Below are 24,033 nucleotides of genomic sequence, written 5' to 3'. Positions count from 1 at the left end.
GTAGCGGTACCCGTCATCGCCCCCGCCGGGCACTGACTGGTTACTGCCGCACACTGCGTACGCAACCATCCGCCCCGGCACAGGAAGCCCCTGCACGCCGGGGTTTCGTCTGTGCTGAGCCCAGCCCCACCCATGCAGCGACGAATGACAGGGAAGATGAGATGAGCATTGCATCAGATGCCAGGCCCGCAGCACCGGCAGCAGCCTCTCCCCACAGCGGTGCCGAAACCCGTGAGGAGCGACGGCGCCGCATCACCACCGCCGAGCACCGACTGTACGGCCCCGGGCGCAGCGTAGCGCCTGAGGCCGTGACCGGGAGCCAGTCCATCATCCGCTCCCTCGAAGAGCTCGGCGTCACCGACGTCTTCGGCATTCCCGGCGGCGCCATCCTTCCCACCTATGATCCGCTCATGGACTCCGAGCAGGTCAACCACATCTTGGTCCGCCATGAGCAGGGAGGCGGCCACGCAGCTCAAGGCTATGCCATGGCCACCGGGAAGGTGGGGTCTGCTTCGCCACCTCCGGACCGGGTGCCACCAACCTGGTGACGCCGATCGCCGATGCCCACATGGACTCAGTGCCGATGGTCGCGATCACGGGGCAGGTCAACGCCTCCGTCATCGGAACGGACGCCTTCCAGGAGGCTGACATCGCAAGCATCTGCGCCCCCATCACCAAGCACACCTACCTCGTGCAGGACCCTGACGAGATCCCACGCGTGCTCGCCTCGGCGTTCCACCTGGCCTCCTCAGGGCGTCCTGGACCGGTGCTCGTGGACATCACGAAATCGGCCCAGTCTGCTCGCACCACCTTCTCCTGGCCGCCCAAGATGGGGCTGCAGGGCTACAAACCGGTCACCAAGGGCCACGGCAAGCAGGTCCGCGAAGCCGCCAAACTCATCGCAGCCTCCAACAAGCCGGTGTTCTACATCGGCGGCGGCCTGATCAAGGCCGAGGCTCACGAAGAGTTCCGGGAGCTCGCCGAACTGCTGGGCGCACCGGTGGTCAGCACTCTCATGGGACGGGGCGCCTTCCCCGACTCGCACACCCTGCACGTGGGCATGCCGGGCATGCATGGAACGGTCTCTGCGGTGGCGGCGCTGCAGCAGTCGGACCTGCTGATCACTCTCGGTGCGCGCTTCGATGACCGGGTCACGGGGCAGCTGGACAGCTTCGCGCCGGAGGCGAAGGTCATTCACGCAGACGTCGATCCCGCAGAGATCTCCAAGAACCGTCACGCGGACGTGCCCATTGTGGGCTCCCTCGAGGAGATCATCCCGGACCTCACCGCCGCTCTGCGGCAGGAGCTGGATGCGCATCGTCCGGACCTGTCTCCCTGGTGGAACAGAATCGACCGCCTGCGCGATACCTATCCCTTGGGCTGGACCGCGCCGGAGGACGGAGGCCTCGCGCCTCAGCAGATCATCAAGAAGATCGGCGAAGCCAGCGGACCGGAGGCCATCTACGCATCCGGTGTTGGCCAGCACCAGATGTGGGCTGCGCAGTTCGTCAGCTACGACCGCCCTCGTCAGTGGCTGAACTCCGGCGGCCTGGGCACCATGGGCTATGCCGTGCTTAAGCAGCCATGGGCGCAGCCGTGGGTGAGCCCGGCCGCACCGTGTGGGCCATCGACGGCGACGGCTGCTTCCAGATGACCAATCAGGAGCTGGCGACGTGTGCCATCAACCGCATTCCCATCAAAGTCGCGGTGATCAACAACTCTTCGCTCGGCATGGTGCGCCAGTGGCAGACCCTGTTCTACGAGTCGCGCTACTCCAACACTCACCTGAACACCTCGACCAACGACGCGGGCGACGAGGTCGTGCGGGTGCCTGACTTCGTCAAGCTTGCCGAGGCCTACGGCTGCGTGGGCCTCCGCTGCGAGCGGGAGGAGGACATCGACGAGGTGATCGCGCAGGCAAACGCCATCAACGATCGTCCTGTGGTCGTGGACTTCGTGGTCTCTCGGGATTCGATGGTGTGGCCTATGGTGCTAGGCCGGTGTGTCGAACTCAGACATCCAGGTCGCGCGGAACATGACCCCGGACTTTGAGGAAGAGGACGACTGATGGCGGATGAGACGAAGCGGCACACCCTTTCGGTGCTCGTCGAGGACGTTCCCGGCGTGCTGTTCAAGGTCTCAGGCCTCTTCGCCCGCCGGGCCTTCAACATTCACTCGCTTGCGGTAGGGCCCTCGGAGGTCGACGGCCTCTCGCGCATCACGGTGGTGGTGGATGCCGATGAGCACCTTCTGGAGCAGATCACCAAGCAGCTGAACAAGCTGGTGAACGTCATCAAGATCGTCGAGCTGGACCCGGGCAATTCGGTCCAGCGCGACCACCTGCTGATCAAGGTCCGAGCAGATGCCGCGGCGCGGCTGCAGGTCACGCAGGCGGTGGAGCTGTTCCGCGCCCGCATCATCGACGTCTCTCACGAGTCGCTGACCGTGGAGGCCACTGGAGCCGCCGATAAGCTCGATGCGCTCCTGAGCGTGCTGGAGCCCTTCGGCGTCCGGGAGATCGTTCGCTCGGGCACGTTGGCGATCTCACGCGGGGGCAGATCGATGGCTGACAAAGCCCTCCGCTAGAGTGCGGAGGCGCACTCTTTTTCCGAACCGAATCACTGATCGAGGAGATATCCCCATGGCTGACCTCTACTACGACGACGACGCTGACATTTCGGTCCTCTCCGGGAAGACTGTGGCCGTCATCGGCTACGGCTCGCAGGGCCACGCACACGCACTCGCTGCGCGACTCCGGCGTCGACGTCGTCGTCGGCCTGAAGGAAGGGTCGTCGTCACGGCCCAAGGCAGAGGAGCAGGGGCTGAAGGTCGCGACGCCGGCAGAGGCGGCAGCGACGGCCCAGATCGTCATGATGCTGGTTCCGGACCAGCACCAGGAGAAGGTGTTCGCCGAGGATGTCGAGCCCAACCTGCAGGACGGCGACGCCCTGTTCTTCTCCCACGGCTTCAACATCCGCTACGGCTTCATCAAGCCCTCGGAGAACGTCGACGTCGCCATGGTCGCCCCCAAGGGACCCGGTCACGTGGTGAGGCGCGAGTACGAGGCTGGTCGCGGCGTCCCTGCCCTGATCGCTGTGGAGCAGAATGCCACCGGCACCGCGAAGGACCTCGCTCTGGCCTACGCCAAGGGCATCGGCGGCACCCGCGCCGGGGTCATCGAAACCACCTTCACGGAGGAGACCGAGACTGATCTCTTCGGCGAGCAGGCAGTGCTCTGCGGCGGCGCCTCGCAGCTGGTGCAGTACGGCTTCGAGACGCTGACCGAGGTAGGCTACAAGCCCGAGATCGCGTACTTCGAGGTTCTGCACGAGCTGAAGCTCATCGTGGACCTCATGGTCGAGGGCGGCCTGACCAAGCAGCGCTGGTCCATCTCCGACACGGCCGAATTCGGCGACTACGTCTCCGGCCCCCGTGTGATCAGCGCCGAGGTCAAAGAGAACATGAAGGCCGTCCTGGCGGACATCCAGGACGGCAGCTTCGCGCAGCGGTTCATGGACGACCAGCGGGTAGGCGGCCCGGAGTTCGCCAAGCTGCGGGAGAAGAACGAATCTCACCCGATCGAGCCCACGGGCCGTGAGCTGCGCAAGCTCTTCAGCTGGATCAGCGACCAGGCGGACGACTACCAGGAGGGCCAGACCAAGCGATGAGCAAGCCCATCGTGCTCCTCGCTGAGGAGCTCTCCCCAGCCACCGTCGAGGCGCTGGGGCCCGACTTCGAGATTCGCCAGTCGGATGGCGCCGACAGGGACCGGCTCCTGACCGACATCGCCGATGCTCAGGCTGTGATGGTCCGCTCTGCCACTCAGGTCGATGCCGAGGTATTCGCTGCGGCGAAGAGCCTCAAGGTGGTGGCCCGGGCAGGAGTGGGCCTGGACAACGTGGACATCAAGGCGGCCACGGAGGCGGGTGTGATGGTCGTCAACGCGCCGACCTCCAACATCGTCTCGGCCGCGGAGCTGACCTGCGCCCATATTCTGGGACTGGCCCGGAGCATCTCCCCGCGCATCAGGCGCTGAAGGGGGCGAGTGGAAGCGCTCCAAGTACACCGGCCTGGAGCTGCAGGACAAGACCCTGGGCGTCATCGGCCTGGGCCGCATCGGCGGGCTGGTGGCCGAACGCATGGCTGCCTTCGGCATGGAGATCGTGGCCTACGACCCTACGTGACCTCCGCCCGGGCACACCAGCTCGGGGCCCAGCTTGTGGAGCTCGACGAGCTGCTGGCCACCTCGGATGCGGTGACCATCCACATGCCCAAGACTCCCGAGACCATCGGGATGCTGGGCCGGGACGCTTTCGCGAAGATGAAGGAGACGGCCTTCGTCGTCAACGTCGCTCGCGGCGGACTGGTGGATGAGGAGGCGCTGGATGAGGCCCTGCGCGCCGGAGAGATCGGCGGAGCGGCCATCGACGTGTTCTCGAAGGAGCCCGCGACCGGGCTCTCCTTCTTCGACCATGAGAACGTCGTCGTCACCCCGCACCTGGGCGCGTCCACTGTGGAGGCGCAGGAGAAGGCAGGAGTCTCAGTGGCCAAGTCGGTGCGGCTCGCCCTCGTAAGCGAGCTCGTGCCGGATGCGGTCAATGTCGCAGGCGGCGCGATCGATGAGCTGGTGCGTCCGGGCATCCCGCTGATCGAGAAGCTGGGCCGGGTCCTTGCGGCCCTGTCCACCGAAGCGTTCACCGACATCGAGACGGAGGCGGTAGGCGAGATCGCCGAGAAGAACGTCACCGCTCTTCAGCTGGCGGCGCTCAAAGGCGTCTTCACGGATGTGGTCACCGAGCCGGTGTCCTACGTCAACGCCCCGGTGCTCGCCGAGCAGCGCGGCATCTCCACTCGTCTTTCGACGACCACTGAGGTGGAGGACTACCGCAACGCGCTGACAGTGCGCGCTGCGACATCCTCAGGCACCAACCTCGAAGTCCGAGGAACGCTGACGGGCACGCGGCAGGTCGAGAAGGTCGTCGGCATCAACGGCTACGACCTCGAGGTCACGCTGACGGATCACCTGGTGGTGTTCGAATACGCAGACCGGCCGGGCGTCGTGGCATCGCTGGGCAAGATTCTCGGCGAGCACAGCATCAACATCGCGGGCATGCAGGTCTCCCAGAGCACCAAGGAGGGTCGTGCGCTCGCGGTGCTTGCCATTGACGCAGCCCTGCCCTCCGGGGTGCTCGACGAGATCGCCCACGAGGTGCAGGCCTCCTTGGCAGCCGAAGTCAACCTCGAGGACTGAGAAAGAGACGGATGTCCAAGCCCGCCTATTACATCACCACCGCAATCAGCTACCCCAACGGGGAGCCGCACATCGGTCACGCCTACGAGTACATCGCCTCGGATGCGATGGCCAGGTTCAAGCGGCTCGACGGCTTCGAGGTGATGTTCCTCACCGGCACCGACGAGCACGGTCAGAAGATGCAGCAGTCAGCGTCCAAGGAGGGCATCACGCCCCTCGAGCTGGCCTCAAGGAACTCGACGGCTTTCAAGCATGTCGACGACGAGGTGCTGAACATCTCCTACGACCGGTTCATCCGGACCACGGACGAGGACCACTACGAGGCGTCGAAGGCGATCTGGCGGCGCATGGTGGAGGCGGGCGACATCTACCTCGACACCTACGCCGGGTGGTACTCGGTGCGTGACGAGCGCTTCTTCGCCGACGATGAGACCCATGTGGGAGAGGACGGCGTTCGCTACGCCTCCGAGACCGGCACGGAGGTCACGTGGACCCAGGAGGAGTCGTACTTCTTCAGGCTGTCGAAGTACGCCCAGCCGCTTCTGGACTTCTACGCCGCCAATCCGGGCTTCGGGGACCCTCGAGCCGATTCAACGAGGTAATTCGCTTCGTCGAGAACGGGTTGGACGACCTGTCGATCTCGCGCACCACCTTCGACTGGGGCGTTCCGGTGCCCAAGGATCTCACTGAGGCCGAAACCAGCCTGGACCACGTCATGTACGTGTGGGTCGATGCGCTCACGAACTACCTCACCGGCGTGGGGTTCCCGGACACCGAATCGGACGCGTTCAGCAGGTTCTGGCCCGCAGACGTTCACGTCATCGGCAAGGACATCTCACGGTTCCACTGCATCTTCTGGTAAGCGTTCCTGATGAGCGCGGGACTGGATCTGCCCAAGCGAGTCATGATCCACGGCTTCCTGCACAACGCGGGCGAGAAGATGTCAAGTCGGTGGGCAACGTGGTGGCCCCCGAGGCGTGGGTGCAGACCTATGGACTCGACGCGGTGCGGTTCTTTCTGCTGCGCGAGTTCCCCTTCGGCCAGGACGGCTCGTACACCCATGACGCGGTGGTCGGGCGCAAGAACTCCGACCTCGCCAACAACCTGGGGAACCTCGCCCAGCGCAGCCTGAGCATGATCGTCAAGAACTGCGAGGGTGCCGTCCCTGAGCCCGGGGCGTTCGCAGAGGCTGACGAGGCGATCCTGGAGCAGGCCCAGGCTCTGCTGCCGCTCTCCCGGGAGGCTTACCAGAGCCAGGACTTTCACCGGGCTCTTGAGCGAACATGGTTCGTGCTCGGAGAGGCCAACGCCTACTTCGCAGACCAGTCGCCATGGCAGCTGGCCAAGACGGATCTTTCCCGGATGGGCACCGTCCTCTACGTCACCGCCGAGGTGGTGCGCCGGGTGGCGCTGCTGGCCCAGCCGGTGATGCCGGACTCGGCCGCGCAGCTGCTGGACGCGTTGGGCGTGGATGGGGACGGGGACGCGGGCCGCACGAATGCGTCCAATGAAGGACCCCGATCCTTCGCCGCTTTCGGGAGCGGCTGAAGCCCGGCACGGCGATCAGCAAGCCGAAGCCGATCTTCCCCCGACACGAAGAGGAGAAGTGAGAATCATGGCGGAGCAGACGTTCAGCATTGCAGTCATCCCGGGCGACGGAATCGGTCCGGAGGTCACAGCAGAGGCCAAGAAGGTCCTCGACGCGGCGCTCGAGCAGGAGCCCATAGAGGTCAGCTACACCGAGTATCCGCTGGGAGCAGAGCATTGGCTCGCCACCGGCGAGGCCCTGTCGCAGGAAAGTCTGGAGCAGCTGAAGTCGCATGATGCGATCCTCTTCGGTGCAGTCGGCGCCGACCCCGCAGCGCAGAGATCCTCCGGGCTGATCGAGCGCGAGCTGCTGCTGAAGCTGCGCTTCAGCCTGGACCACTACATCAACCTGCGTCCCGTCCGGACCTATCCCGGGGTGGCCACCCCTTGGCGTCCGATGAGCCGTTCGACTTTGTGGTGGTCCGTGAGGGCACAGAAGGGCCCTATGCCGGGACCGGGGACCCTCCGCGGCGGCACGCCCGCCGAGATCGCCAATGAAGTCTCGGTGAACACCGCCCACGGCGTCCGGCGGGTCATCGCCGACGCCTTCGAGCGGGCCGAGGATCGCCGCTTAAGCACGTAACGATGGTCCACAAGACCAACGTCATGACTTACTCCGGCAGCCTCTACCAGCGACTGACTGAGGAGGTGGCCGCCCTGCACCCGCAGGTCACGTGGGACTACATGCACGTCGACGCCGCGACCATCCACATGGTCACCAACCCGCAGCGCTTCGACGTCATCGTCACCGACAACCTCTTCGGCGACATCCTGACCGACCTCGCCGGTGCCATCACCGGCGGAATCGGCCTCTCGCCCTCCGGGTCCATCAACGCCTCGGGGAGTTCCCTCCCTGTTTGAGCCCGTGCACGGATCCGCTCCTGACATCGCTTACCGTCAGATCGCAGACCCCACGGCAGCTGTGCTTTCGGCCAAGCTGATGCTGGAGCACCTCGGGATGGAGGAGTAGCCGAGCGCATAGAGTCAGCCGTCAATGAGCAGCTGACGGAGTGGGCCGCGCAGAGCGCAGCCGACCTGACCACCAGCCAGAGAGGCGATGCCTTCGTGGAGAAGCTGCGCCGCCGCACCGCCTGAGAACCCGCCCGCCACCCCCAGAGGAAGTCCGCTATGACCTTCGAACTCGTCCCGCACCCCAGCCCCACCCCTGAGGACCGCATCGTCGAGATCCTCAAGGAGCCGGGCTTCGGCACCACTTACACCGACCACACGGCTGTGGTCGACTGGAGGGCGGACGGCGAATGGCAGAACCACCGGGTGGAGGCCTACGGGAATCTGGAGCTGAGCCCCGCGGCGGCCGTCCTGCATTACGCGGAGACGATCTTCGAAGGCCTCAAGGCCTATAAGCACGACGACGGCAGCGTGTACACGTTCCGCCCCGATCAGAACGCTCTGCGCTTTCAGCGCTCCGCCGCACGCATGGCGCTGCCGGAGCTGCCGGTCTCCACGTTCGTCGAGTCGTTGGAGCAGCTGGTCGCGGAGGACAAGGCATGGGTTCCGACGGGGAGGGGGAGTCACTGTACCTGCGGCCGTTCCTGTTCGCCGATGAGCCGTTCCTGGGTGTCCGCCCAGCCCAGACCTTCAGCTACCGGGTCATCGCATCTCCGGCCGGGAACATCTTTGGGGGCAAGCTGCGCCCGGTGCGCATCTGGGTCACGCGGGACTACGTGCGCGCTGCCCCGGAGGGACCGGTGCGGCGAAGACCGGAGGCAACTATGCCGGTTCGCTGGTCGCGCAGAAGCAGGCCATCGACAAGGGCTGCGACCAGGTGCTCTTCCTCGACCCTCTCCACGAGAATGCGGTGGAGGAGCTGGGAGGCATGAACGTCTTCCTCGTGCGCAGCGACGGCACGCTGATCACACCTGAGCTCACGGGCACCATTCTTGAGGGCATCACCCGCGACTCGATCATCCAGCTGGCGAAGGACCGGGGCTTCAGCGTGGAGGAGCGACGAGTCGGGCTGTCCGAATGGGCCGAGGGTGCCGCGGACGGCACGATCACGGAGGCTTTCGCCTGCGGGACCGCAGCGGTGGTGACCCCATCGGAGAGCTTCTCGACGGTGACCGGACGATCACCATGCAGGGAGACTTCTCCGTCACCATGAGCCTGCGCGAAGAGCTCCTGGGCATTCAGCGCGGCACTGTGGGGACCGTCACGGGTGGCTGCACCGTCTCGCCTGATTTCTCTGCTCTGCGGGCGGTAGGCTGAACCTATGCGTATCGCCCGATTTGTGGTCAACGATGAGCCCTCATATGGGCTGCTGAACGAAGATGACACCCTGACGGAGCTGGTGGGTGACCCGCTGTACGGCGGGGTCCACCCCACCGGCAACGTCCACCAGGTCGACGACGTGCGGCTGGTCGCACCGGTGCTCCTCGCTCCAAAGTGGTCGGGGTCGGCCGGAACTATGAGGATCACGCGAAGGAGATGGGCAGCGAGCTTCCCGCCTCGCCGATGCTCTTCCTGATGCCCAACACCTCTGTGGCCTACCCCGGAGAGCCCATCACGATGCCTGCCTTCACGGAAGAGGTGAGCTATGAGGTGGAGCTGGCCGTCGTGATCGGCCGGATCGCGAAGGAGGTCCCGGAGGAGCGCGTGCCGGAGGTCATCTTCGGGTACACGGTCGCCAATGACGTGACCGCCCGCGACGCTCAGCGCACGGACGGTCAGTGGGCACGCGCCAAGGGCTTCGACAACTCTGTGCCTCTGGGCCCCTGGATTGAGACTGAGCTGGACCCCTCGGACCTCCGGATCTCCGGCCGTCTCAACGGTGCGACCGTGCAGGACGGCACCACTGCGGACATGGTCTTCGACGTACCGTTCCTGATCTCCTACATCTCGCAGGCCATGACCCTGCTGCCCGGCGACGTGATCCTGACCGGCACTCCCGCCGGTGTTGGCCTTCTCACTGAGGGAGACACATTTGAGGGCGAGATCGAAGGCATCGGAACGCTTCGCAACATGTTCCGGCGATGAGAGCCCTCGCCAGTCCGACCTCCTCGCCTCGCCGTGCCGCTGCAATTCTTCTTGTTTAGGAGCTTCAAACTGTGATGAGCAAACCTGTGCCCGCCCCTTCTGATATCCCCGCTGTGGATGCTGAGACACCGGTTCGGGTGCGTTTCTGCCCGTCGCCTACGGGCACCCCGCATGTGGGGCTGATCCGCACGGCACTGTTCAACTGGGCGTATGCGCGGCACACCGGCGGCCGGATGATCTTCCGCATCGAGGACACCGATGCTGCCCGCGACTCGGAGGAGTCGTACCAGCAGCTGCTCGAGGCGCTCTCCTGGTTGGGCATCGACTGGGATGAGGGTGTGGAGACCGGCGGGCCCCACGGGCCGTACCGGCAGTCCCAGCGCGGCGAGATCTACCAGGACGTGCTGAGCAGGCTGGTGGAGGCCGGGCACGTCTACGAGTCCTTCTCCTCTCCCGAAGAGGTGGAGCAGAGGCACCAGGCGGCTGGCCGCGACCCCAAGCTCGGCTACGACAACTTCGACCGGGACCTGACGCAGGAGCAGAAGGAAGCATTCCGCGCGGAGGGTCGTCAGCCGGTCCTTCGGCTGCGGATGCCCGACGAGGACCTCTCATTCGTGGACCTGGTGCGCGGGGAGATCACGTTCCAGGCGGGCTCCTCGCCCGACTTCGTGGTGGCGCGAGCCAACGGCGCACCGCTGTACACCTTGGTCAACCCCGTCGACGACGCACTGATGGAGATCACGCACGTTCTCAGGGGCGAGGACCTGCTGTCCTCGACTCCGCGTCAGATCGCCCTCTACCGCGCGCTGCACGCCGTGGGCGTGGCGAAGCACATGCCTGCTTTCGGCCATCTGCCCTATGTGATGGGCGAGGGCAATAAGAAGCTCTCGAAGCGTGATCCCGAGTCCAACCTCTTCCATCACCGGGATCGCGGGTTCGTCCGCGAAGGGCTCCTCAACTACCTGGCGCTGCTGGGATGGTCGCTCTCGGCGGATGAGGACATCTTCACAGTGGACGAGCTGGTCGAGCACTTCGATGTCAAGGATGTGCTGGGAAATCCGGCCCGTTTCGACTCGAAGAAGGCGGAGGCGATCAACGGCACCCATATTCGTCGGCTGCAGCCCGGGGACTTCCGTGACCGGTTGGTTCCCTACCTGCAGGCCGATGGCCTCGTCGGCGAGGACCTGACCGAGGAGCAGGGACGCATTCTGGATGGGGCGGCACCGCTGGTGCAGGAAAGGATCGCCCTGCTGTCCGAGGGGGCCGACATGATGGCGTTCCTCTTCCGGCCGGACGAGTCTCTGGTGGTCGAGGATAAGGCGTTCAGCGGTCTGGGAGAGAAGGATGCTGTTCTCGAGACGCTCGATGCGGCATCCGGGGCCCTGGAGAAGCTCGATGCTTCGGCGTGGGCGACGGAAAGCATCGAGGAGGCCCTGCGCGAGGCGCTGGTGGAGGGCCTGGGCCTGAAGCCTCGCAAGGCCTTCGGTGCGGTGCGCTCTGCGGTGTCTGGTCGGAAGGTCTCCCCGCCGCTGTTCGAGTCGATGGAGCTGCTCGGCAAGGAGTCTTCGATGGCTCGGCTGGCCCGATTCCGCCGCATGATGGAGGCCCGCTGAGTCGAGTTGTGCTTCGCTCAGCTCTTCCGGTAGACTTCAGTGCTGTTGCGCGACGGAGATCGCACAGCATTGGGCTATGGTGTAATTGGCAACACGGCGGTTTCTGGTACCGTTATTCTAGGTTCGAGTCCTAGTAGCCCAGCGGATTATTTCTTTTAGAAGTATCCAAAGAATCACATATTGCGGCCCCATCGTATAGCGGCCTAGTACGCCGCCCTCTCACGGCGGTAACGCGGGTTCGAATCCCGCTGGGGTCACCGCACGGCGCAGGCCTCGGAGTGAAAGCTCCGGGGCCGAGCCATGTGATATCAAATTGCATAGGGCCCCATCGTATAGCGGCCTAGTACGCCGCCCTCTCACGGCGGTAACGCGGGTTCGAATCCCGCTGGGGTCACTTGATACATCCTCGCTTGTCTGAAAGCCCGGAATTCCGGGGAGTAGGACAGCGGGGGTGTTTCTTTGTCCACGAATGGCTATCCCGTGTTTTATGCTGGTGTCGTGGAGCTGGACTTTTGACCACACGCGACTAGGTGTAGTTCCCCGTGAGGTTGTGAACGCGAGCTGAGGGAACAGCGCCTCCGAGCGCGGTGTGGGTTCTGTGGTGATTGGAGTAGTGCAGGACATTCTCGTACGAAGCTGCACGGGAGGATTCACTGATGTAGGAGCGGGCGTAGGCCCATTCGCTCATCAACGTTCGATTGAACCGCTCAACCTTCCCGTTGGTCTGGGGTAAGCGGGGTCGGGTTCTCTTGTGCTTGATCTCTTCGCCCAGAGCGGCTTTGAACGCTGCTGACCGGTAGCAGGACCCGTTGTCAGTCATCACCGCGCTGACCTGGACTCCGATGTCGGCGAAGAACGCCTCCGCCCGGGCCCAGAACCCGGCTGCGGTGTGCTTGCGCTCATCATCGAGGATCTCCGAGTAGACCACTCTGGAGTGGTCATCGACCGCGTGATGCAAGAACCGGTAGCCACGAGAAGCTGGCGCCCCGGCTCGGGCTGCTGCGTCCGTGGCGCGGTGGGCCATAAGATCCTGGACTGAACCGCGGCCGTGGGCCCGCCATCCTCCTCCGTCAGGGATCCGGCCCAGCTTCTTGATATCGACATGGACAAGCTCCCCGGGGGTTGAGGCTTCATACCGGTTCGCCGATGGGCGGCGGACTGGCAGTCCGGTGGCCTGATCGGTGGGGCTGATGCAGGAACAGGTGACAGTTCTCTCTTAGGCCGCCAGGTCGACGGCCTGCTCCAATAGGTGGGCTTCAAACTGTACCGGGGTCATCCGCCCCAGCTCCTGCTGCTTCCTCCTGCGGTGATAGGTCTTCTCGATCCAGGTAACGATCTTCATCCGCAGCTGTTGCCGGGTCGCCCAGACCTCACGGTCAAGAACGTTGTTCTGCAGCAGTGAGTAGAAGGACTCCATCGCCGCGTTATCCCCGGCAGCGCCGACCCGGCCCATAGAGCCGGTCAGCCCGTGCTGCTCCAAGACCCGGGTGACTTTCTTCGCCCGAAATTGCGACCCACGATCCGAGTGAAGAATGCACCCGGCCACAGCACCGGCTCCTCGGCGGGCTACTGCGTTGTTGATGGCTCGCACCGCCAATGAGGACTTCATGCGCGAATCGATCGCATAGCCAACGATCCGGCGTGAGCAGACGTCTTTGATCGCGCACAGATACAGCTTGCCCTCAGCGGCTTGGATTCCAGCGATCGTCGCAACGGTGTGAACTATCCCGGGCCCAGTAAAGCACTCATCCGCTCCGTGGGAGTGTCCCAATCGAGCGCCTTGCGCGGCCGGTCGTTCAGTTCGTCGGCGATCGCGGCGAGGGCCTCGGCGTCTTGGGTGCGGAGGTTGGTGCCTTTAGGGAGATACTGCCGGAGCAGCCCGTTGGTGTTTTCGTTCGTGCCGCGCTGCCATGGTGAAGCCCGCTCGCAGAAGTAGACTGCCATGTCCGTGGCGAGGAGAAGCCCCGGTGCTCGCTCATCTCTGCTCCCTGATCCCAGGTGAGAGTCTTCTTCAGCGAGGCTGGCATCCCTTGCAGTGCGGTGATGAGGCTGTCGCGAACAGCATCGGCAGTGCGCTCGATCGGAAGATGGCCGAGGACCACGTAGCGCGTGGTCCTTTCAACGAGGGTCGCGACGGCTGAACCGCTGCCGGCACCGACGATCAAGTCACCCTCCCAATGCCCTGGGATCGTGCGGCCTTCGACGTCGGCGGGTCGCTGGGAGATCGGTGTCATCTCGTCGATGAACCTGCTCGTGCGCGTCTGCGGGTCACGGTGCGGTTTGCGGCGCGAACGACCGCGACGCAGTGAGCCAGCCAACTCGCGTCTCAGCTCTCTGTGCGCGTGGACGTAGACGGCCTGGTAAATCGTCTCGCAACTCACGCGCATCCCCGGGTCATGGGGAAAGTCTCGCTGAAGCCGGTGGGAGATTTGCTCCGGCGACCATCGCTTCTTGAGCTTGATGGCGACATAGTCCCGCAGCGGGCCGTCGACGGTGAGCTTCGCGGTCCGCGGGCGCTCTCGCCGCTTCACGGAGACTCGGTGCCCCGTGTGAGGCAGATAGCCGCTCCTGCTGACGGTGTTGCGTCTCACTTCACGGCTGATCGTTGAAGGCGCCCGCCCCATCGTCGCCGCGATCTTCCGGATCGACAGACCCGCCATCATCAAGTCCTTCAGTCGCTCTCGCTCGAGGAGGCTGAGGTAGCGGGCATCGATGACCTGCTCGACGCGGGCAACGGGGACGCGTTCGCCTTGCACCCATGCGGTTCTCGGATTTTTCACGTTCGCCAGGACCTCCTCGGGCCGGTAGAGCACCACTCTCCCGTCGGGGTAGATCCGGCCCTTCGAGAACACGCGGATGCCCTTGTCCCAATCCAGCGCCTGGTGGGATTCGAGACTCAGTCGAGCCGCGGCGTCGCGTCGCGACATCCCCTCCCGCCGAAGCTTGAGGAACTCCTGTCGCTTCGCCTCCGCGTAGGCACCCGTGAAGATCCCCGCCTTATGCGCCCAGGCATAGCACGTGACCCGGTTGAAGCCGAGTTCGCGTGCGACCGCCGATACGTTGCCGCTCACAGCGAGCCGTCTGAAGAACTCCGCTTTGTCCTCCGGAGTGTGCTTCCGCTGCGTGCTCCGCGGCGTCGACAACCCGGCCTGCTTCATCCATCGGTAACCGCGATCCGGGTGCACCCCAACCGCCAACGCCGCGGCCCGCACCGATCCGCCCCGATCGATCAACGCCAGAAACGCCAACCTCTGTTGCTCCGTGTACTTCCTCGTAAGCATCTCCACTCCTCGCCGCTGGTGTTGCGACGATCGCTGGAATCCAAGCGGTGTGGTGCTCGGTGATATCGGTTAGCCAGACCTGGTTGGGTGCATCAGCGTGGAAGTTCCGCTGCACCCGGTCGTCATGGACTGGTGGGCCGGGGCGGGTGCCTTTGCCTCGGCGTTTGCGGCTGATCACCGAAACCACGCCTTGGGCGTTGCACAGCCGCCACGCGGTGCGCACGGCCATCGGGTAGCCAGCTTCCTCGGCCTCATCAGCGAGGTATCGATACCCGAACTCAGGATCCTCACGGTGAGCGTCGATCAGAGCGTTGAGCCGGTGGGCTTCTTCCCACTCGGCGTCAGTGATGGGGTTGGCCAGCCAACGGTAGTAGGGCTGGCGAGCGATCTTCAAGACCCGGCACGTCACCGCCACAGGAACACCCTCGGTGGCAGCGAGATCACCTACGAGCGGGTAGAGCCTTTGACGGCAGATTCGCCTGAGACAAATACGCCGCAGCCCGGCGCAGCACCAAATTCTCCTGCTCCAACAACCGGTTCCGCCAGCGCAGCTCACGTAGCTCGTCCCTCTGGTTAGTAGTGCGGCCCTCGCGTTCACCGGCATCGGTGGCATCCTGGCGCATCCAGTTCGTCAGGGTCGCGTAGCTGATCCCGAAATCAGCAGCAATCTGCTTCAGGCTCACACCGGCCTCACGGTTATTCGCAACCGCGACAACATCCTCCCGGAACTCCTCCGGGTACTTTCCTGCCATAGGGACATCCTCTCCTGCCCAGCACCAGGGTGCTAAACATCAGATGTCACCTATCCCTGCATCAGCCCCGGGTGACAATCTTCTGAGTCCTGGATCACGCTAGACTCTGCTGTAGCCAGCGAGGTCAATAGCTAAGTGACCGAAACGAGTGGGTTCACTCGGGTCAGAAGGAGACCCAAGCATGCTTACCCGACTCCAGTTGAAGCGTCCGTTCCGTAGTCTCGCCGAGAACACGTTCCCAACTGGTGTGAACTTTGGTAAGCGGACGATTATCTATGGTCACAACGGCAGCGGTAAGTCATCCGTAGCCGAGCTTCTCTATCAAATTAGTGAGAAGACATGCACTGAGTCTTATGTTTGGTATGACCCTAGTGCCTCGAGGTCCGGTACCAGGGACTCAGCACCGGAAGACGTGAAAATCAGCGTGTTCACGAAATCGTGGGTGACGAAGAACCTGCGTGAGTTTCTTGAAGGTGACTCAGCGGATGTGATTGTCACTATTGGTGAGGCTGCAGGCTCTGCTAAGGAAGATGAGCTGCGGTACGCCGATGAACTAAAAGTCTATACCCCACAATTGGATATGGCTGTGAGCGAGGTTTCTGCTCGTGAGGATGCAGTGTCCACCATCCTGAAGAGTGTCCGGGACAGTATCGACACTTCCTTGCGAGAGTTCGACAGTCGTATCTACACAAAGAACGCCTACAACGTAAACAAGGTGAGAGGGCTGCTTGCGAAGAAGCCCACGTCGGTTCTGACCGAAGAAGAGCATCAGGCGAATCTGAAGGAACTACATAAACCACCGCCAGCTGTGCCTTCCATGCCAATGCTGCCTTCGGCTGACCTGAAGAATCTGGAGCTGGAAACAGAGCAGCTGTGCGAACTGAGTGTGCAGGGCGAGCCTATCGAGGCGCTGCTAGGCAAGAAGGAACTGGCGAGATGGCTCCAAACGGCGCTCACGCTCCATAGTGACCAGGACAACTGTCAGTTCTGCACGAATGTGATTCCACCTGAAAGGCTTAAAGAGCTTAGAGGGCACTTCGATGAATCGCGTCAGCGGATTCAAGACGAAGCCAGAGAACTACTTGAAAAGGTTGAGGAAGCCTCAGCAAAGTATGCCCACTACCTCTCTTCTCTGCCGCAAGTTGAGTCTGTCTACGAGGACTTACAAGATGACTTGCGTGAGGCACTGCGCAAGGAGCAAGACTCCGTTGGCAACATCACAGGCTTCCTTGAGTCACTAGCTGAGACCATACGCACGAAGTCTGCCTCACCGGAGATTGACGGTTTGGAACTGATCCTGCCTTCACTTCCTACTAAACCTGGTGCTTGCGTCTCCGTAGTGATCGACAAGCACAAGGAGCGGGTCAATAAGGACAGAGAGTGGAAAAGCGGTAAGGCGGAGGAAGCCGCGAACTACCTCGTGGCTTCGCAACTGGACGCGTACGAGACCGCTAAGTCAAAGTACGAGACTTCTCTCGAGGATCAGCAAAGTCTAGACACCAAAGTGAAGGAGCTTAAAGAACTTCTCACTCAGGCTAGGGATGCTCGGCACAGTACCCAGGAAATGGCAGACAAGCTCACGAGTGATCTTGAGGCTGTCTACGGTAAGTCTCACTTGAGTATTCGTCTGTCTTCTGACCGTAAGGGTTATGTGTGTTACCGCGAGGGGGTGCCAGCTAGGAACCTCAGTGAGGGAGAACGCAACACTCTAGCCCTAGTGTACTTCCTCAGGTATCTACAGGACCAGAAGGAGGAGGTAAAGGACGAGAACCGATTGATAGTTGTCGATGACCCTTCAAGCAGCTTGGACCGAGAAGCTGTCTTCGCCACCCATGCTTGGCTTCTGGACTCCCTCAAAAATTATGGTCAGACGATAATCCTCACTCACGACTTCGAGATGCTCAGGTTGCTTCTAGAGTCTCAGGAACGACAGAGAATAAACTCTGTCACTGCTCTCAAGAAACCAGATAAGGCTGAGGGAGAGCGTGCCTATCCAAAGATCTCCTTCTTAGAGATGCGATGTGGGCACGATGGTCAGCGTAGACGTTCAGTGCTGGAACCCATGTCGAATGAGTTCCTACAGCACAAGACGGAGTACCACTTCCTATTCGCACGCGTCTTGAGTGGACTAGCCGATGACACGGACCACAGTCTTCTCTTTCTACTGCCAAACGCTGCCCGAAGAGTTCTTGAAGCGTTCACTAGGTTCCACATGCCATCTCAGACTGGGTTTAAAGACAGGGTGGAGTTACTAGCGACCAACCTTGAGCACGACTCGTTTAGAGACGTTATAGATTTCTGTCACCGCTTCTCACATGGTCAACCCCGAATCATGGACGACATCTTAGATGCTCGAACATCGAGCCAAGAGGTACGACGATGCATGGAGTTCATTCGTGCAGTAGACAAGAACCACTACGACCAGATGGTGAAAGTTACGAAGAAAGAAGACCCACTCGTGTAGAGACCGGGGTCACTGATGCCATATTACCCAATTTAGGCTTTCGAGTGCCTCCGCTGTGCGTTGTTGGTAGTCCTTACTTCCACGGTCAAGCTTTATCTCGCTGTCGTACATGTCGAGCTGCAAGATGAAACTGTCACTGTACTGACGTGGCTTCTTGAGGTGATACCATTTACCCCCGCGACCATCGTCGTAGGTCACTGACACGTCTAGCTTGTCCGGGAACGAATCGCCGTAGTGGTTGATGGTCTGTCGTTTAAACCGCACGATAGCCGAGAGTTTCTGACCGGGTGCTAGAAGGCTGATGGGATGCTCGAACGTCTCTTTGAAGGCGCGAGCGGTGTTGCTACCAGCGTCGTTCACATCGTCGATAATCGTGAACTCCTGGATCCACGAGACATCGACGTTGCGTGCTGCAGTTTGTCCGTAGTTACCAACGACAACGTACGTGGTGCCATCAATATACTTCGGTCCCCGTTCCACTGACGCAACCACTATTGGTCTAGTTCGTTCACGACTGTCAGCGCGAGTAGCACTCAAGGTGAACGCTGCAATTAAGGCTGTAACTATCGCTGATAGTGCACTAAGTCCGGCGAAGACTATGGTCCAACCCGTTAGCTGTTCTGCGTCCATTCAGGCTCTACTCCTTGTCGATGAACTCTTGAGATGCAGACTACGGCGAAGCTACTCGGCGCGGTGGGAACTGGCTGTTCTGGGTGTATCCGTGGATTCCACCCGGCAACCTGCGAATGTCTATCTTTTTGCTTGCGTTCCTCGGTTTGACACGTGGTCAGCGTTCGGGAGCGGATAAAGCCCAGCAAGAACAAAGCAGCACGAAACTTAAGCGTCCGGTAATTACCGTACAGGCGGGTCTTGAAAAAGGCTTGGCTATCTTTCAACCCATTTCACGAGAAACCCCTTGTCAGCGGCAGTTCGCTTGAATCCCGCTGGGGCTACCACGAGGAATGCCAGGCCATCGTTGATTCTCTGGACTGGCATTTTCGTTGTGACCGCCTTCTCCGACCCCGTACGCTGGCGAGCCGATGACTCGCACAGTGCTTCTCCTGCAGGGACTGGCCCAGAACCCCGAAGACTCGGCCGACGTGATCGTGGGACTGTCCTACGGAGCGGTGATTGCGACGCGTCACGCCATCGACCACCCGCGCAGCATCCCGCGCCTGTACGGACGGCTGGATCTCCGCGCGGAGCTGCATCGGATCCGCAGCTGATCAGCATCCTCCGCCTGTGTGTCCAGTAAGCACAGATGCACCGTCCGTAGTGTGCGAAGAGTCACCTCCTCGACGGAAAGGATCATGCCATGTCAGAAGCAGCAGTCAACACACGGCTCCTCGGCCTGAAGGATGTCAGCGTGCACGTGGAGGACACCGGCGGCTCAGGCCGCCCCTTGTGCTCATCCACGGCTGGCCGCTGAACGCCGACGCATGGTCGAACCAGAAGCAGGCCCTGACCGGGGCGGCTACCGAGTCATCGCCTACGACCGCCGCGGCTTCGGCCGCAGCGATAAGCCGGTTGGAGGGTACGACTACGACACGTTCGCCGATGACCTTGCCGGGCTCCTCGACGAGCTGGACCTCCAGGACGTCACCCTCGTCGGATTTTCCATGGGCGGAGGCGAAGTCGCCCGATACGTCTCGCGGCACGGCCAGCAGCGACTGCACAGCATCGTGCTCGCCGGAGCTGTGACCCCGATGATGATGCAGTCGGAGGAGAACCCCGAGGGGCCGCTCGACGAAGCGAGTGCTCAGCAGATGTCCGAGCAGCTTGAGGCTGACCCGGAGGCATTCTTCGACCAGTTCACCCGTGACTTCTTCACACCTGCCGGAGGTGCGGAGCCGATGGTGAGCGAACCGGTGCGTCACGAGGCCATCACGCAGTGCCGCCAGGCCGACCACTCCGCGGCGCTCAAGCCATGGGCGCATTCGGCACCACCGACTTCCGCGATGACCTCAGGACTGTCACGGTGCCGACCCTCGTCCTCCACGGCGGCGCGGACGCGATCGTCCCCTTCGAAGGGTCCGGCAGGCGCACCCACGAAGCCGTGCCCCACAGCACGGTGCAGGTCATCGACGGGGCGCCGCACGGATTCAACGCCACCCATGCGCAGGAGTTCAACGCGGCACTGACGACCTTCCTCGGCGAATAGGTCCGCGCGGCGGGGCCTGGTCACGTCCACGGAAATGCGAAGATGAAGCGTGACCCAGGCCTCCACCACCGCGACCGCCCCTGCGGCGCCGCGTGTCATCCTGCCTCTGCTGGCCATCCTTGCGCCCGTCCTCATGTGGGCCTCGACGTTCGTCGTGACCCGCTGGGCCGCTCCCAGCATCGACCCCGGACCGTTCGCCCTCATCCGGCTCATCGCAGCGTCGCTGACGCTCACCGTCCTGGCTCTGATCGTGCACCGAGGCCCCCAGACCCACACGAGCCGCCCTGGGCTTCGCTGCGGCCTTCAGGGCGCTCTGGTTCGGGCTCTACACGCTGCTGTTCAACTGGGCAGGCCACTACCTCGACGCAGGCACCGTAGCCCTCGTGGTGAACTTCGCGCCGCTCATCGTCGGAATCGGCGCAGTCGTCTTCTTCAAAGAGGCGTTCAGCCGCCCTCTGTTCGCGGGCATGATCATCTCCCTCTCCGGCATCGCGCTCATCGGCGTGGCAGGGGAGTGGGCCAGCTGGCTGTCACCGGTCTGGTGCTCGCCTTCGGGGCCGCGATCCTCTATGCCGCAGGAATGCTCCTGCAGAAGATGGTCCTGCGGGACCTCGATCCGCTCACCACCACATGGCTCGGAGCGCTCGCCGGGACGGTGGCCCTGCTTCCCTTCGCCCCGGCGGCCGCGGCAGGCATAGGAGAGATCTCAGCCGCCACCGTATGGGCGGCAGTGTATATGGGTATCGGGCCCAGCGCCCTGGGATTCTGGTTCTGGGGCTATGCGATGACCCGGTTCCCCACCGGTCGGGTGGCATCGGCGTCGCTGGCAGTCCCTGCGGTCGTCATCCTGATGTCCTTGGTGACGCTGGGGAGGTGCCCCGCCTCTGGCCATGATCGGAGGTGCGATCTGCCTCTCCGGAGTGGGGTTGGCTCAGCTGCGCCACCGGCGCCGCGCCGTATGACTCAGCGGCTGCTGCTCCAGGACGCCAGCCTGTTCAACGCCTCTGCCAACGTCTCCGGGCGTTTGCAGAATGCGAATCGCAGCAGGTGGTTGAGCTCGTCGCCGCGGTCCTGCTGCGTGGCGGGCAGCGTCAGCGAAGACACCGGGATCGCTGCGACGCCGGCCTCCTGAGCCAGCTGGACGGCGAACTCTGCGGCCGTCAGGTCCGTGACCGACCGGACGTCGGCGAGCACGAAATAGCCCGCCTCCGCCGCGAACAGGGCGAACCCTGCACCCGCCAGCCCCTCCGTGAGCTGATCGCGGCCAGCCCCCAGAGCGTCCCTGTTCTGCGCGAAGAACCCATGGTCATCTCGGAGGCCCTCCGCCGCTGCGAACTGATAAGCAGGTCCCGAGCAGAAGCTCAGGAACTGCTTGACCCCCGCACGCGGTTCACCAGGTCCGCGCTTCCTGTCAGCCACCCGACCTTCCATCCGGTGACCGCAAACGATTTGCCGACTGAGCCCACTGCCACAGCGACGTCCTCAGCCCCGCGGATGCTGAGGATCGTGCGGTGCGAAGAGTCCGCGCCCGGGAGCACCAGATGCTCGTAGACCTCATCCGCCATGACGACCAGATCATGCCTGCGCGCGATGTCCACGATCGTCTCAAGCTCCGCCTCGGTGAAGACTGTCCCCGTGGGGTTATGGGGCGTGTTCACCAGAATCATCGACGTTCGCGCCGTCACGGCTGCCTCCAAAGCTGCCGTGTCCGGGCGGAACCCCGGAGCCCGCAGCGGAACCGTCCGCAGCTCGGCCCCCGCCAATGCGGCGACAGCTCCGTAGGAGTCGTAGAACGGCTCGAACGTGAGGATCTCAGAGCCGGGCTCCGCTAAGGCCAGGATGGAGGCGGTGATCGCCTCTGTTGCGCCCGTGGTGTGCATCACCTGGGTCTGCGGGTCCAATGCGACCCCGTACCACCGCTGCTGATGGTCTGCCACCGCCTCCCGGAACCACGGGAAGCCCATCCCCGGAGGGTATTGATTCGACGGCCCAGCGTCGGTGCCGACCGCCTCAGCTGCCAGCTGCCGCAGCCACGCCGGACCCTCCTGATCCGGGAAGCCCTGGCCGAGATTCACCGCCCCATGCTGCTGCCCGAGAGCCGTCGTCCGTTCGTAGATCGTGGGCAGCACGCGGCCGGACTCCTGGTCATATACGTTTGCGCCTGCGGCTGCGCGCATCCATGGTGGCTGAGACATCCAGATCATCGTAGACGGGCTGCTCCTCCTGCGCGTCCACGGCCACGTCATGGCGGCCCACAGCACAGCAGCCAAGACGGCGAGCCACACGACATAGACCGGCCACGGGCCCAGCAGATCGATCAGCGAACCCCCTCCGGCGGACGGTTCAGGAAGCCGTAGTTGGTCCCCAGCAGGTGGTTCATCGGCATGGCCAGCGCAGTCCACAGCACCGCTGCCGCGTACGCCGTGCCGAAATCGCGCCAGCTCGGTCGGCAGCCCCAGCGCAGGAGCGCCAGAGGCACCAGCAGCACCGCAATGTGGAGGACCCAGTAGAAGATCATGTTCACCGACACGCCCCCAGCATGCTCGGATGGGGAGTGAGCAGCGCCTGTGAGTTCAGCGTCAGACCCCAGTAGTAGGCGATCGCCACCGCCCAGCGGGGCCTCGAGAGCAGGGCCACGGCACAGATGAACCTCAGAGCGTCCGAGAAGTGCAGCGGAAGAGATCCGTCCCAGCTGAACTGGCCCGGCAGCAGCCGCCACACTGTGTACAGCACCGACAGGACCAGCAGAAGCCAACCGGCGGTCCGGAAGACCACATCGGGGCGGGTCAGCTTCGGCACGCCCCAGAGGGTCATCCCTGCGCAGGCAGCAGCGACGCCCAGAAGAATGAGGTGCGCAGTTCCGAACATCACACACTTCAGTCTGCCGGATACGCTGGAGCGATGCAGATCTCGGAGATCATCGATGCCCTGGAGCCCATCTCATCCCGGTATGCGCAGAGCAACAGCATCGACCGCACCAGCGAATGGTTCATGCTCAAGCTCCAGGAAGAGGTCGGAGAGCTCACTCAAGCGTTCATCGACCTGCGCGGCATGGGGCGTGATCGGGGCACCACCGAGAAGCAGCGCCGGGACGCCTTCGACGCCGAAGTGGCAGACGTCTTGGGGCAGCTGCTCCTGCTGGCCCACCACAATGACGTGGACGTGGAGCAGGCCGTGGAGGAGAAGTGGCTGAAATGGGCCTGAGCGACACAGCGCAGACCGTCGCCGACGCAGGCGAGGACGCCGTTCTGGCGGCCCTCATGGGCGTGGTGAAGCCGTTCAACGCCAGTCGCGGCCATGTGGGTCTGGAACTGGGTCCGGGCAACGACGACGCAGCGGTCCTCAGCCCGAGCCCGGGGAGCCGCATCGTCATGACCACGGACACCATGAGCGAGGGCCAGGACTTCAGGCGCACATGGTGGAGCGACCCCGTCGCGGAAGCTATGGACATCGGATCCAAGGCCGCCGCCCAGAACCTCTCCGACATCAACGGCATGGGCGCAGAGCCCACCGCTCTGCTGATCTCTCTGACCCTGCCGGGAGATGTGAGCGCAGACTGGGCGGAGCACTTCACCCGCGGCATCATCCGCGCATGCTCCCAGCCAGGTGCCGAACAGTGCGTCATCGCCGGGGAGACCTCGGCTCCGGCGATACGATCGCCGTCACCATCACGGCGGTGGGGAGCTCCCCGAGCGGATACCTGGCCTGTCCGGTTCGCCGGGGCTAAGGCGCGACGGGGCGCATCCCGGAGACCTGCTCACTGTGGCAGGAAACCTGGGCTACGCCGCCGCTGGACTGGCGCTGCTGGAGAGCCCGGGCACTGAGCTCGACAGCCCGGATCCGCAGCACTGGAGCTCGACTCCCACCGTCCGGCGGGCGCTCGCCGCCCAGAAGCGACCGCATCCGCCGCTCGTCGAGGGACGAATCGCC

15 protein-coding genes, 3 tRNA genes and 11 pseudogenes are annotated in these 24,033 nt (G+C 63.3%); 19 read left to right on the top strand and 10 right to left on the bottom strand.

The genetic code is table 11. From position 1 onward, the window contains the following. Positions 1-161 precede the first annotated feature (161 nt). The 7 genes and pseudogenes from K0H76_RS14150 (at position 162) to K0H76_RS14120 (ending at position 7,808) form a co-directional block, all read left to right on the top strand. A pseudogene (locus K0H76_RS14150) lies at positions 162-2,068 on the top strand (acetolactate synthase large subunit). Further along, positions 2,068-2,586, top strand: coding sequence for an acetolactate synthase small subunit (gene ilvN / locus K0H76_RS14145; RefSeq protein WP_146341438.1), 519 nt, complete (start codon positions 2,068-2,070; stop codon positions 2,584-2,586). The pseudogene K0H76_RS14150 and the gene ilvN overlap by 1 nt, the downstream one beginning before the upstream one ends. Before the next feature lie 55 nt (positions 2,587-2,641). Further along, a pseudogene (gene ilvC / locus K0H76_RS14140) lies at positions 2,642-3,668 on the top strand (ketol-acid reductoisomerase). Further along, positions 3,665-5,251, top strand: a pseudogene (serA, locus tag K0H76_RS14135) (phosphoglycerate dehydrogenase). The pseudogenes ilvC and serA overlap by 4 nt, the downstream one beginning before the upstream one ends. An 11-nt stretch (positions 5,252-5,262) precedes the next feature. After that, positions 5,263-6,861, top strand: a pseudogene (gene metG, locus K0H76_RS14130) (methionine--tRNA ligase). Between the two features lie 5 nt (positions 6,862-6,866). After that, positions 6,867-7,699: pseudogene (locus K0H76_RS14125) on the top strand (isocitrate/isopropylmalate family dehydrogenase). A gap of 4 nt (positions 7,700-7,703) precedes the next feature. Continuing rightward, positions 7,704-7,808: an isocitrate/isopropylmalate family dehydrogenase gene (locus K0H76_RS14120; protein ID WP_258933389.1), complete on the top strand. Its 105-nt coding sequence runs from the start codon at positions 7,704-7,706 to the stop codon at positions 7,806-7,808. A gap of 14 nt (positions 7,809-7,822) precedes the next feature. On the opposite strand, the gene K0H76_RS14115 is transcribed toward K0H76_RS14120, so the two are convergent. Then, positions 7,823-8,110 (bottom strand): hypothetical protein, encoded by a 288-nt coding sequence (locus K0H76_RS14115; protein WP_258935498.1) that lies wholly within the window; start codon positions 8,108-8,110, stop codon positions 7,823-7,825. Between K0H76_RS14115 and K0H76_RS14110 the strand changes: the two are divergent. The 6 genes and pseudogenes from K0H76_RS14110 (at position 8,015) to K0H76_RS14085 (ending at position 11,839) form a co-directional block, all read left to right on the top strand. Next, a pseudogene (locus K0H76_RS14110) lies at positions 8,015-9,036 on the top strand (branched-chain amino acid aminotransferase). The gene K0H76_RS14115 and the pseudogene K0H76_RS14110 sit on opposite strands and share 96 nt — an antisense overlap. A 32-nt stretch (positions 9,037-9,068) precedes the next feature. Then, positions 9,069-9,832, top strand: a pseudogene (locus K0H76_RS14105) (fumarylacetoacetate hydrolase family protein). A 74-nt stretch (positions 9,833-9,906) separates the two neighbouring features. Next, positions 9,907-11,445, top strand: coding sequence for a glutamate--tRNA ligase (gene gltX / locus K0H76_RS14100; RefSeq protein WP_258933388.1), 1,539 nt, complete (start codon positions 9,907-9,909; stop codon positions 11,443-11,445). A 70-nt stretch (positions 11,446-11,515) separates the two neighbouring features. Beyond that, a tRNA-Gln gene (locus K0H76_RS14095) sits at positions 11,516-11,587 on the top strand. Positions 11,588-11,629: 42 nt separating this feature from the next. Further along, positions 11,630-11,702, top strand: a tRNA-Glu gene (locus K0H76_RS14090). A gap of 64 nt (positions 11,703-11,766) precedes the next feature. Then, positions 11,767-11,839: transfer RNA gene (locus tag K0H76_RS14085), tRNA-Glu, on the top strand. 132 nt (positions 11,840-11,971) lie between these two features. On the opposite strand, the pseudogene K0H76_RS14080 reads toward K0H76_RS14085, so the two are convergent. From K0H76_RS14080 to K0H76_RS14065, 4 genes and pseudogenes are all read right to left on the bottom strand, one after another. Then, a pseudogene (locus K0H76_RS14080) lies at positions 11,972-12,625 on the bottom strand (DDE-type integrase/transposase/recombinase); the annotation flags it as partial. 36 nt (positions 12,626-12,661) lie between these two features. Next, a pseudogene (locus K0H76_RS14075) lies at positions 12,662-13,129 on the bottom strand (DDE-type integrase/transposase/recombinase); the annotation flags it as partial. A 38-nt stretch (positions 13,130-13,167) separates the two neighbouring features. Further along, positions 13,168-14,372: pseudogene (locus K0H76_RS14070) on the bottom strand (IS30 family transposase). A gap of 794 nt (positions 14,373-15,166) precedes the next feature. Further along, entirely contained in the window at positions 15,167-15,478 is a 312-nt protein-coding gene (locus tag K0H76_RS14065; RefSeq protein WP_258933387.1) for a transposase, read from the bottom strand. Positions 15,479-15,659: 181 nt separating this feature from the next. On the opposite strand from K0H76_RS14065, the gene K0H76_RS14060 reads away from it, so the two are divergent. Continuing rightward, complete coding sequence (locus K0H76_RS14060; protein ID WP_258933386.1) at positions 15,660-17,942, top strand: AAA family ATPase; 2,283 nt, start codon at positions 15,660-15,662, stop codon at positions 17,940-17,942. Positions 17,943-17,951: 9 nt separating this feature from the next. Here K0H76_RS14060 and K0H76_RS14055 read toward each other — a convergent pair whose 3' ends face one another. Beyond that, on the bottom strand, positions 17,952-18,572 hold the full coding sequence (locus K0H76_RS14055) for a hypothetical protein (RefSeq protein WP_258933385.1): 621 nt from the start codon (positions 18,570-18,572) through the stop codon (positions 17,952-17,954). Positions 18,573-18,982: 410 nt separating this feature from the next. On the opposite strand from K0H76_RS14055, the gene K0H76_RS14050 reads away from it, so the two are divergent. The 3 genes and pseudogenes from K0H76_RS14050 (at position 18,983) to K0H76_RS14040 (ending at position 20,801) form a co-directional block, all read left to right on the top strand. After that, on the top strand, positions 18,983-19,168 hold the full coding sequence (locus K0H76_RS14050; protein ID WP_258933384.1) for a hypothetical protein: 186 nt from the start codon (positions 18,983-18,985) through the stop codon (positions 19,166-19,168). Between the two features lie 89 nt (positions 19,169-19,257). Beyond that, positions 19,258-20,103, top strand: a pseudogene (locus tag K0H76_RS14045) (alpha/beta hydrolase). A gap of 284 nt (positions 20,104-20,387) precedes the next feature. After that, positions 20,388-20,801 (top strand): DMT family transporter, encoded by a 414-nt coding sequence (locus K0H76_RS14040; RefSeq protein WP_258935425.1) that lies wholly within the window; start codon positions 20,388-20,390, stop codon positions 20,799-20,801. A gap of 265 nt (positions 20,802-21,066) precedes the next feature. Here the strand turns inward: K0H76_RS14040 and K0H76_RS14035 are convergent, their stop codons facing one another. Genes K0H76_RS14035 through K0H76_RS14020 form a run of 4 tightly spaced genes read right to left on the bottom strand, consistent with a single transcriptional unit; the run spans position 21,067 to position 22,971 of the window. Next, positions 21,067-21,522, bottom strand: coding sequence for an aminotransferase class I/II-fold pyridoxal phosphate-dependent enzyme (locus tag K0H76_RS14035; RefSeq protein WP_258933383.1), 456 nt, complete (start codon positions 21,520-21,522; stop codon positions 21,067-21,069). Further along, the gene (locus tag K0H76_RS14030; protein ID WP_258933382.1) at positions 21,465-22,388 is read right to left on the bottom strand and encodes an aminotransferase class I/II-fold pyridoxal phosphate-dependent enzyme; all 924 of its coding nucleotides are present in this window, start codon (positions 22,386-22,388) and stop codon (positions 21,465-21,467) included. Before K0H76_RS14030 ends, K0H76_RS14035 begins: the two co-directional genes overlap by 58 nt. A gap of 32 nt (positions 22,389-22,420) precedes the next feature. Continuing rightward, positions 22,421-22,621: a YwaF family protein gene (locus K0H76_RS14025; protein ID WP_258933381.1), complete on the bottom strand. Its 201-nt coding sequence runs from the start codon at positions 22,619-22,621 to the stop codon at positions 22,421-22,423. 2 nt (positions 22,622-22,623) lie between these two features. After that, positions 22,624-22,971 carry a YwaF family protein gene (locus K0H76_RS14020; RefSeq protein WP_258935424.1) on the bottom strand — a complete coding sequence of 116 codons (348 nt, stop codon included), beginning with the start codon at positions 22,969-22,971 and terminating at the stop codon, positions 22,624-22,626. Positions 22,972-23,004: 33 nt separating this feature from the next. On the opposite strand from K0H76_RS14020, the gene K0H76_RS14015 reads away from it, so the two are divergent. After that, positions 23,005-23,307, top strand: coding sequence for a pyrophosphatase (locus tag K0H76_RS14015; RefSeq protein WP_146341449.1), 303 nt, complete (start codon positions 23,005-23,007; stop codon positions 23,305-23,307). Continuing rightward, entirely contained in the window at positions 23,298-23,927 is a 630-nt protein-coding gene (locus K0H76_RS14010) for an AIR synthase related protein (RefSeq protein WP_258933380.1), read from the top strand. Before K0H76_RS14015 ends, K0H76_RS14010 begins: the two co-directional genes overlap by 10 nt. Positions 23,928-24,033 lie beyond the last annotated feature (106 nt).

This window comes from Nesterenkonia pannonica, assembly GCF_019575955.1.
GTDB classification, from domain to species: domain Bacteria; phylum Actinomycetota; class Actinomycetes; order Actinomycetales; family Micrococcaceae; genus Nesterenkonia; species Nesterenkonia pannonica.
The sequence above is the reverse complement of the archived record's forward strand: the minus strand, read 5'-3'. Positions and strand labels throughout refer to the sequence as shown.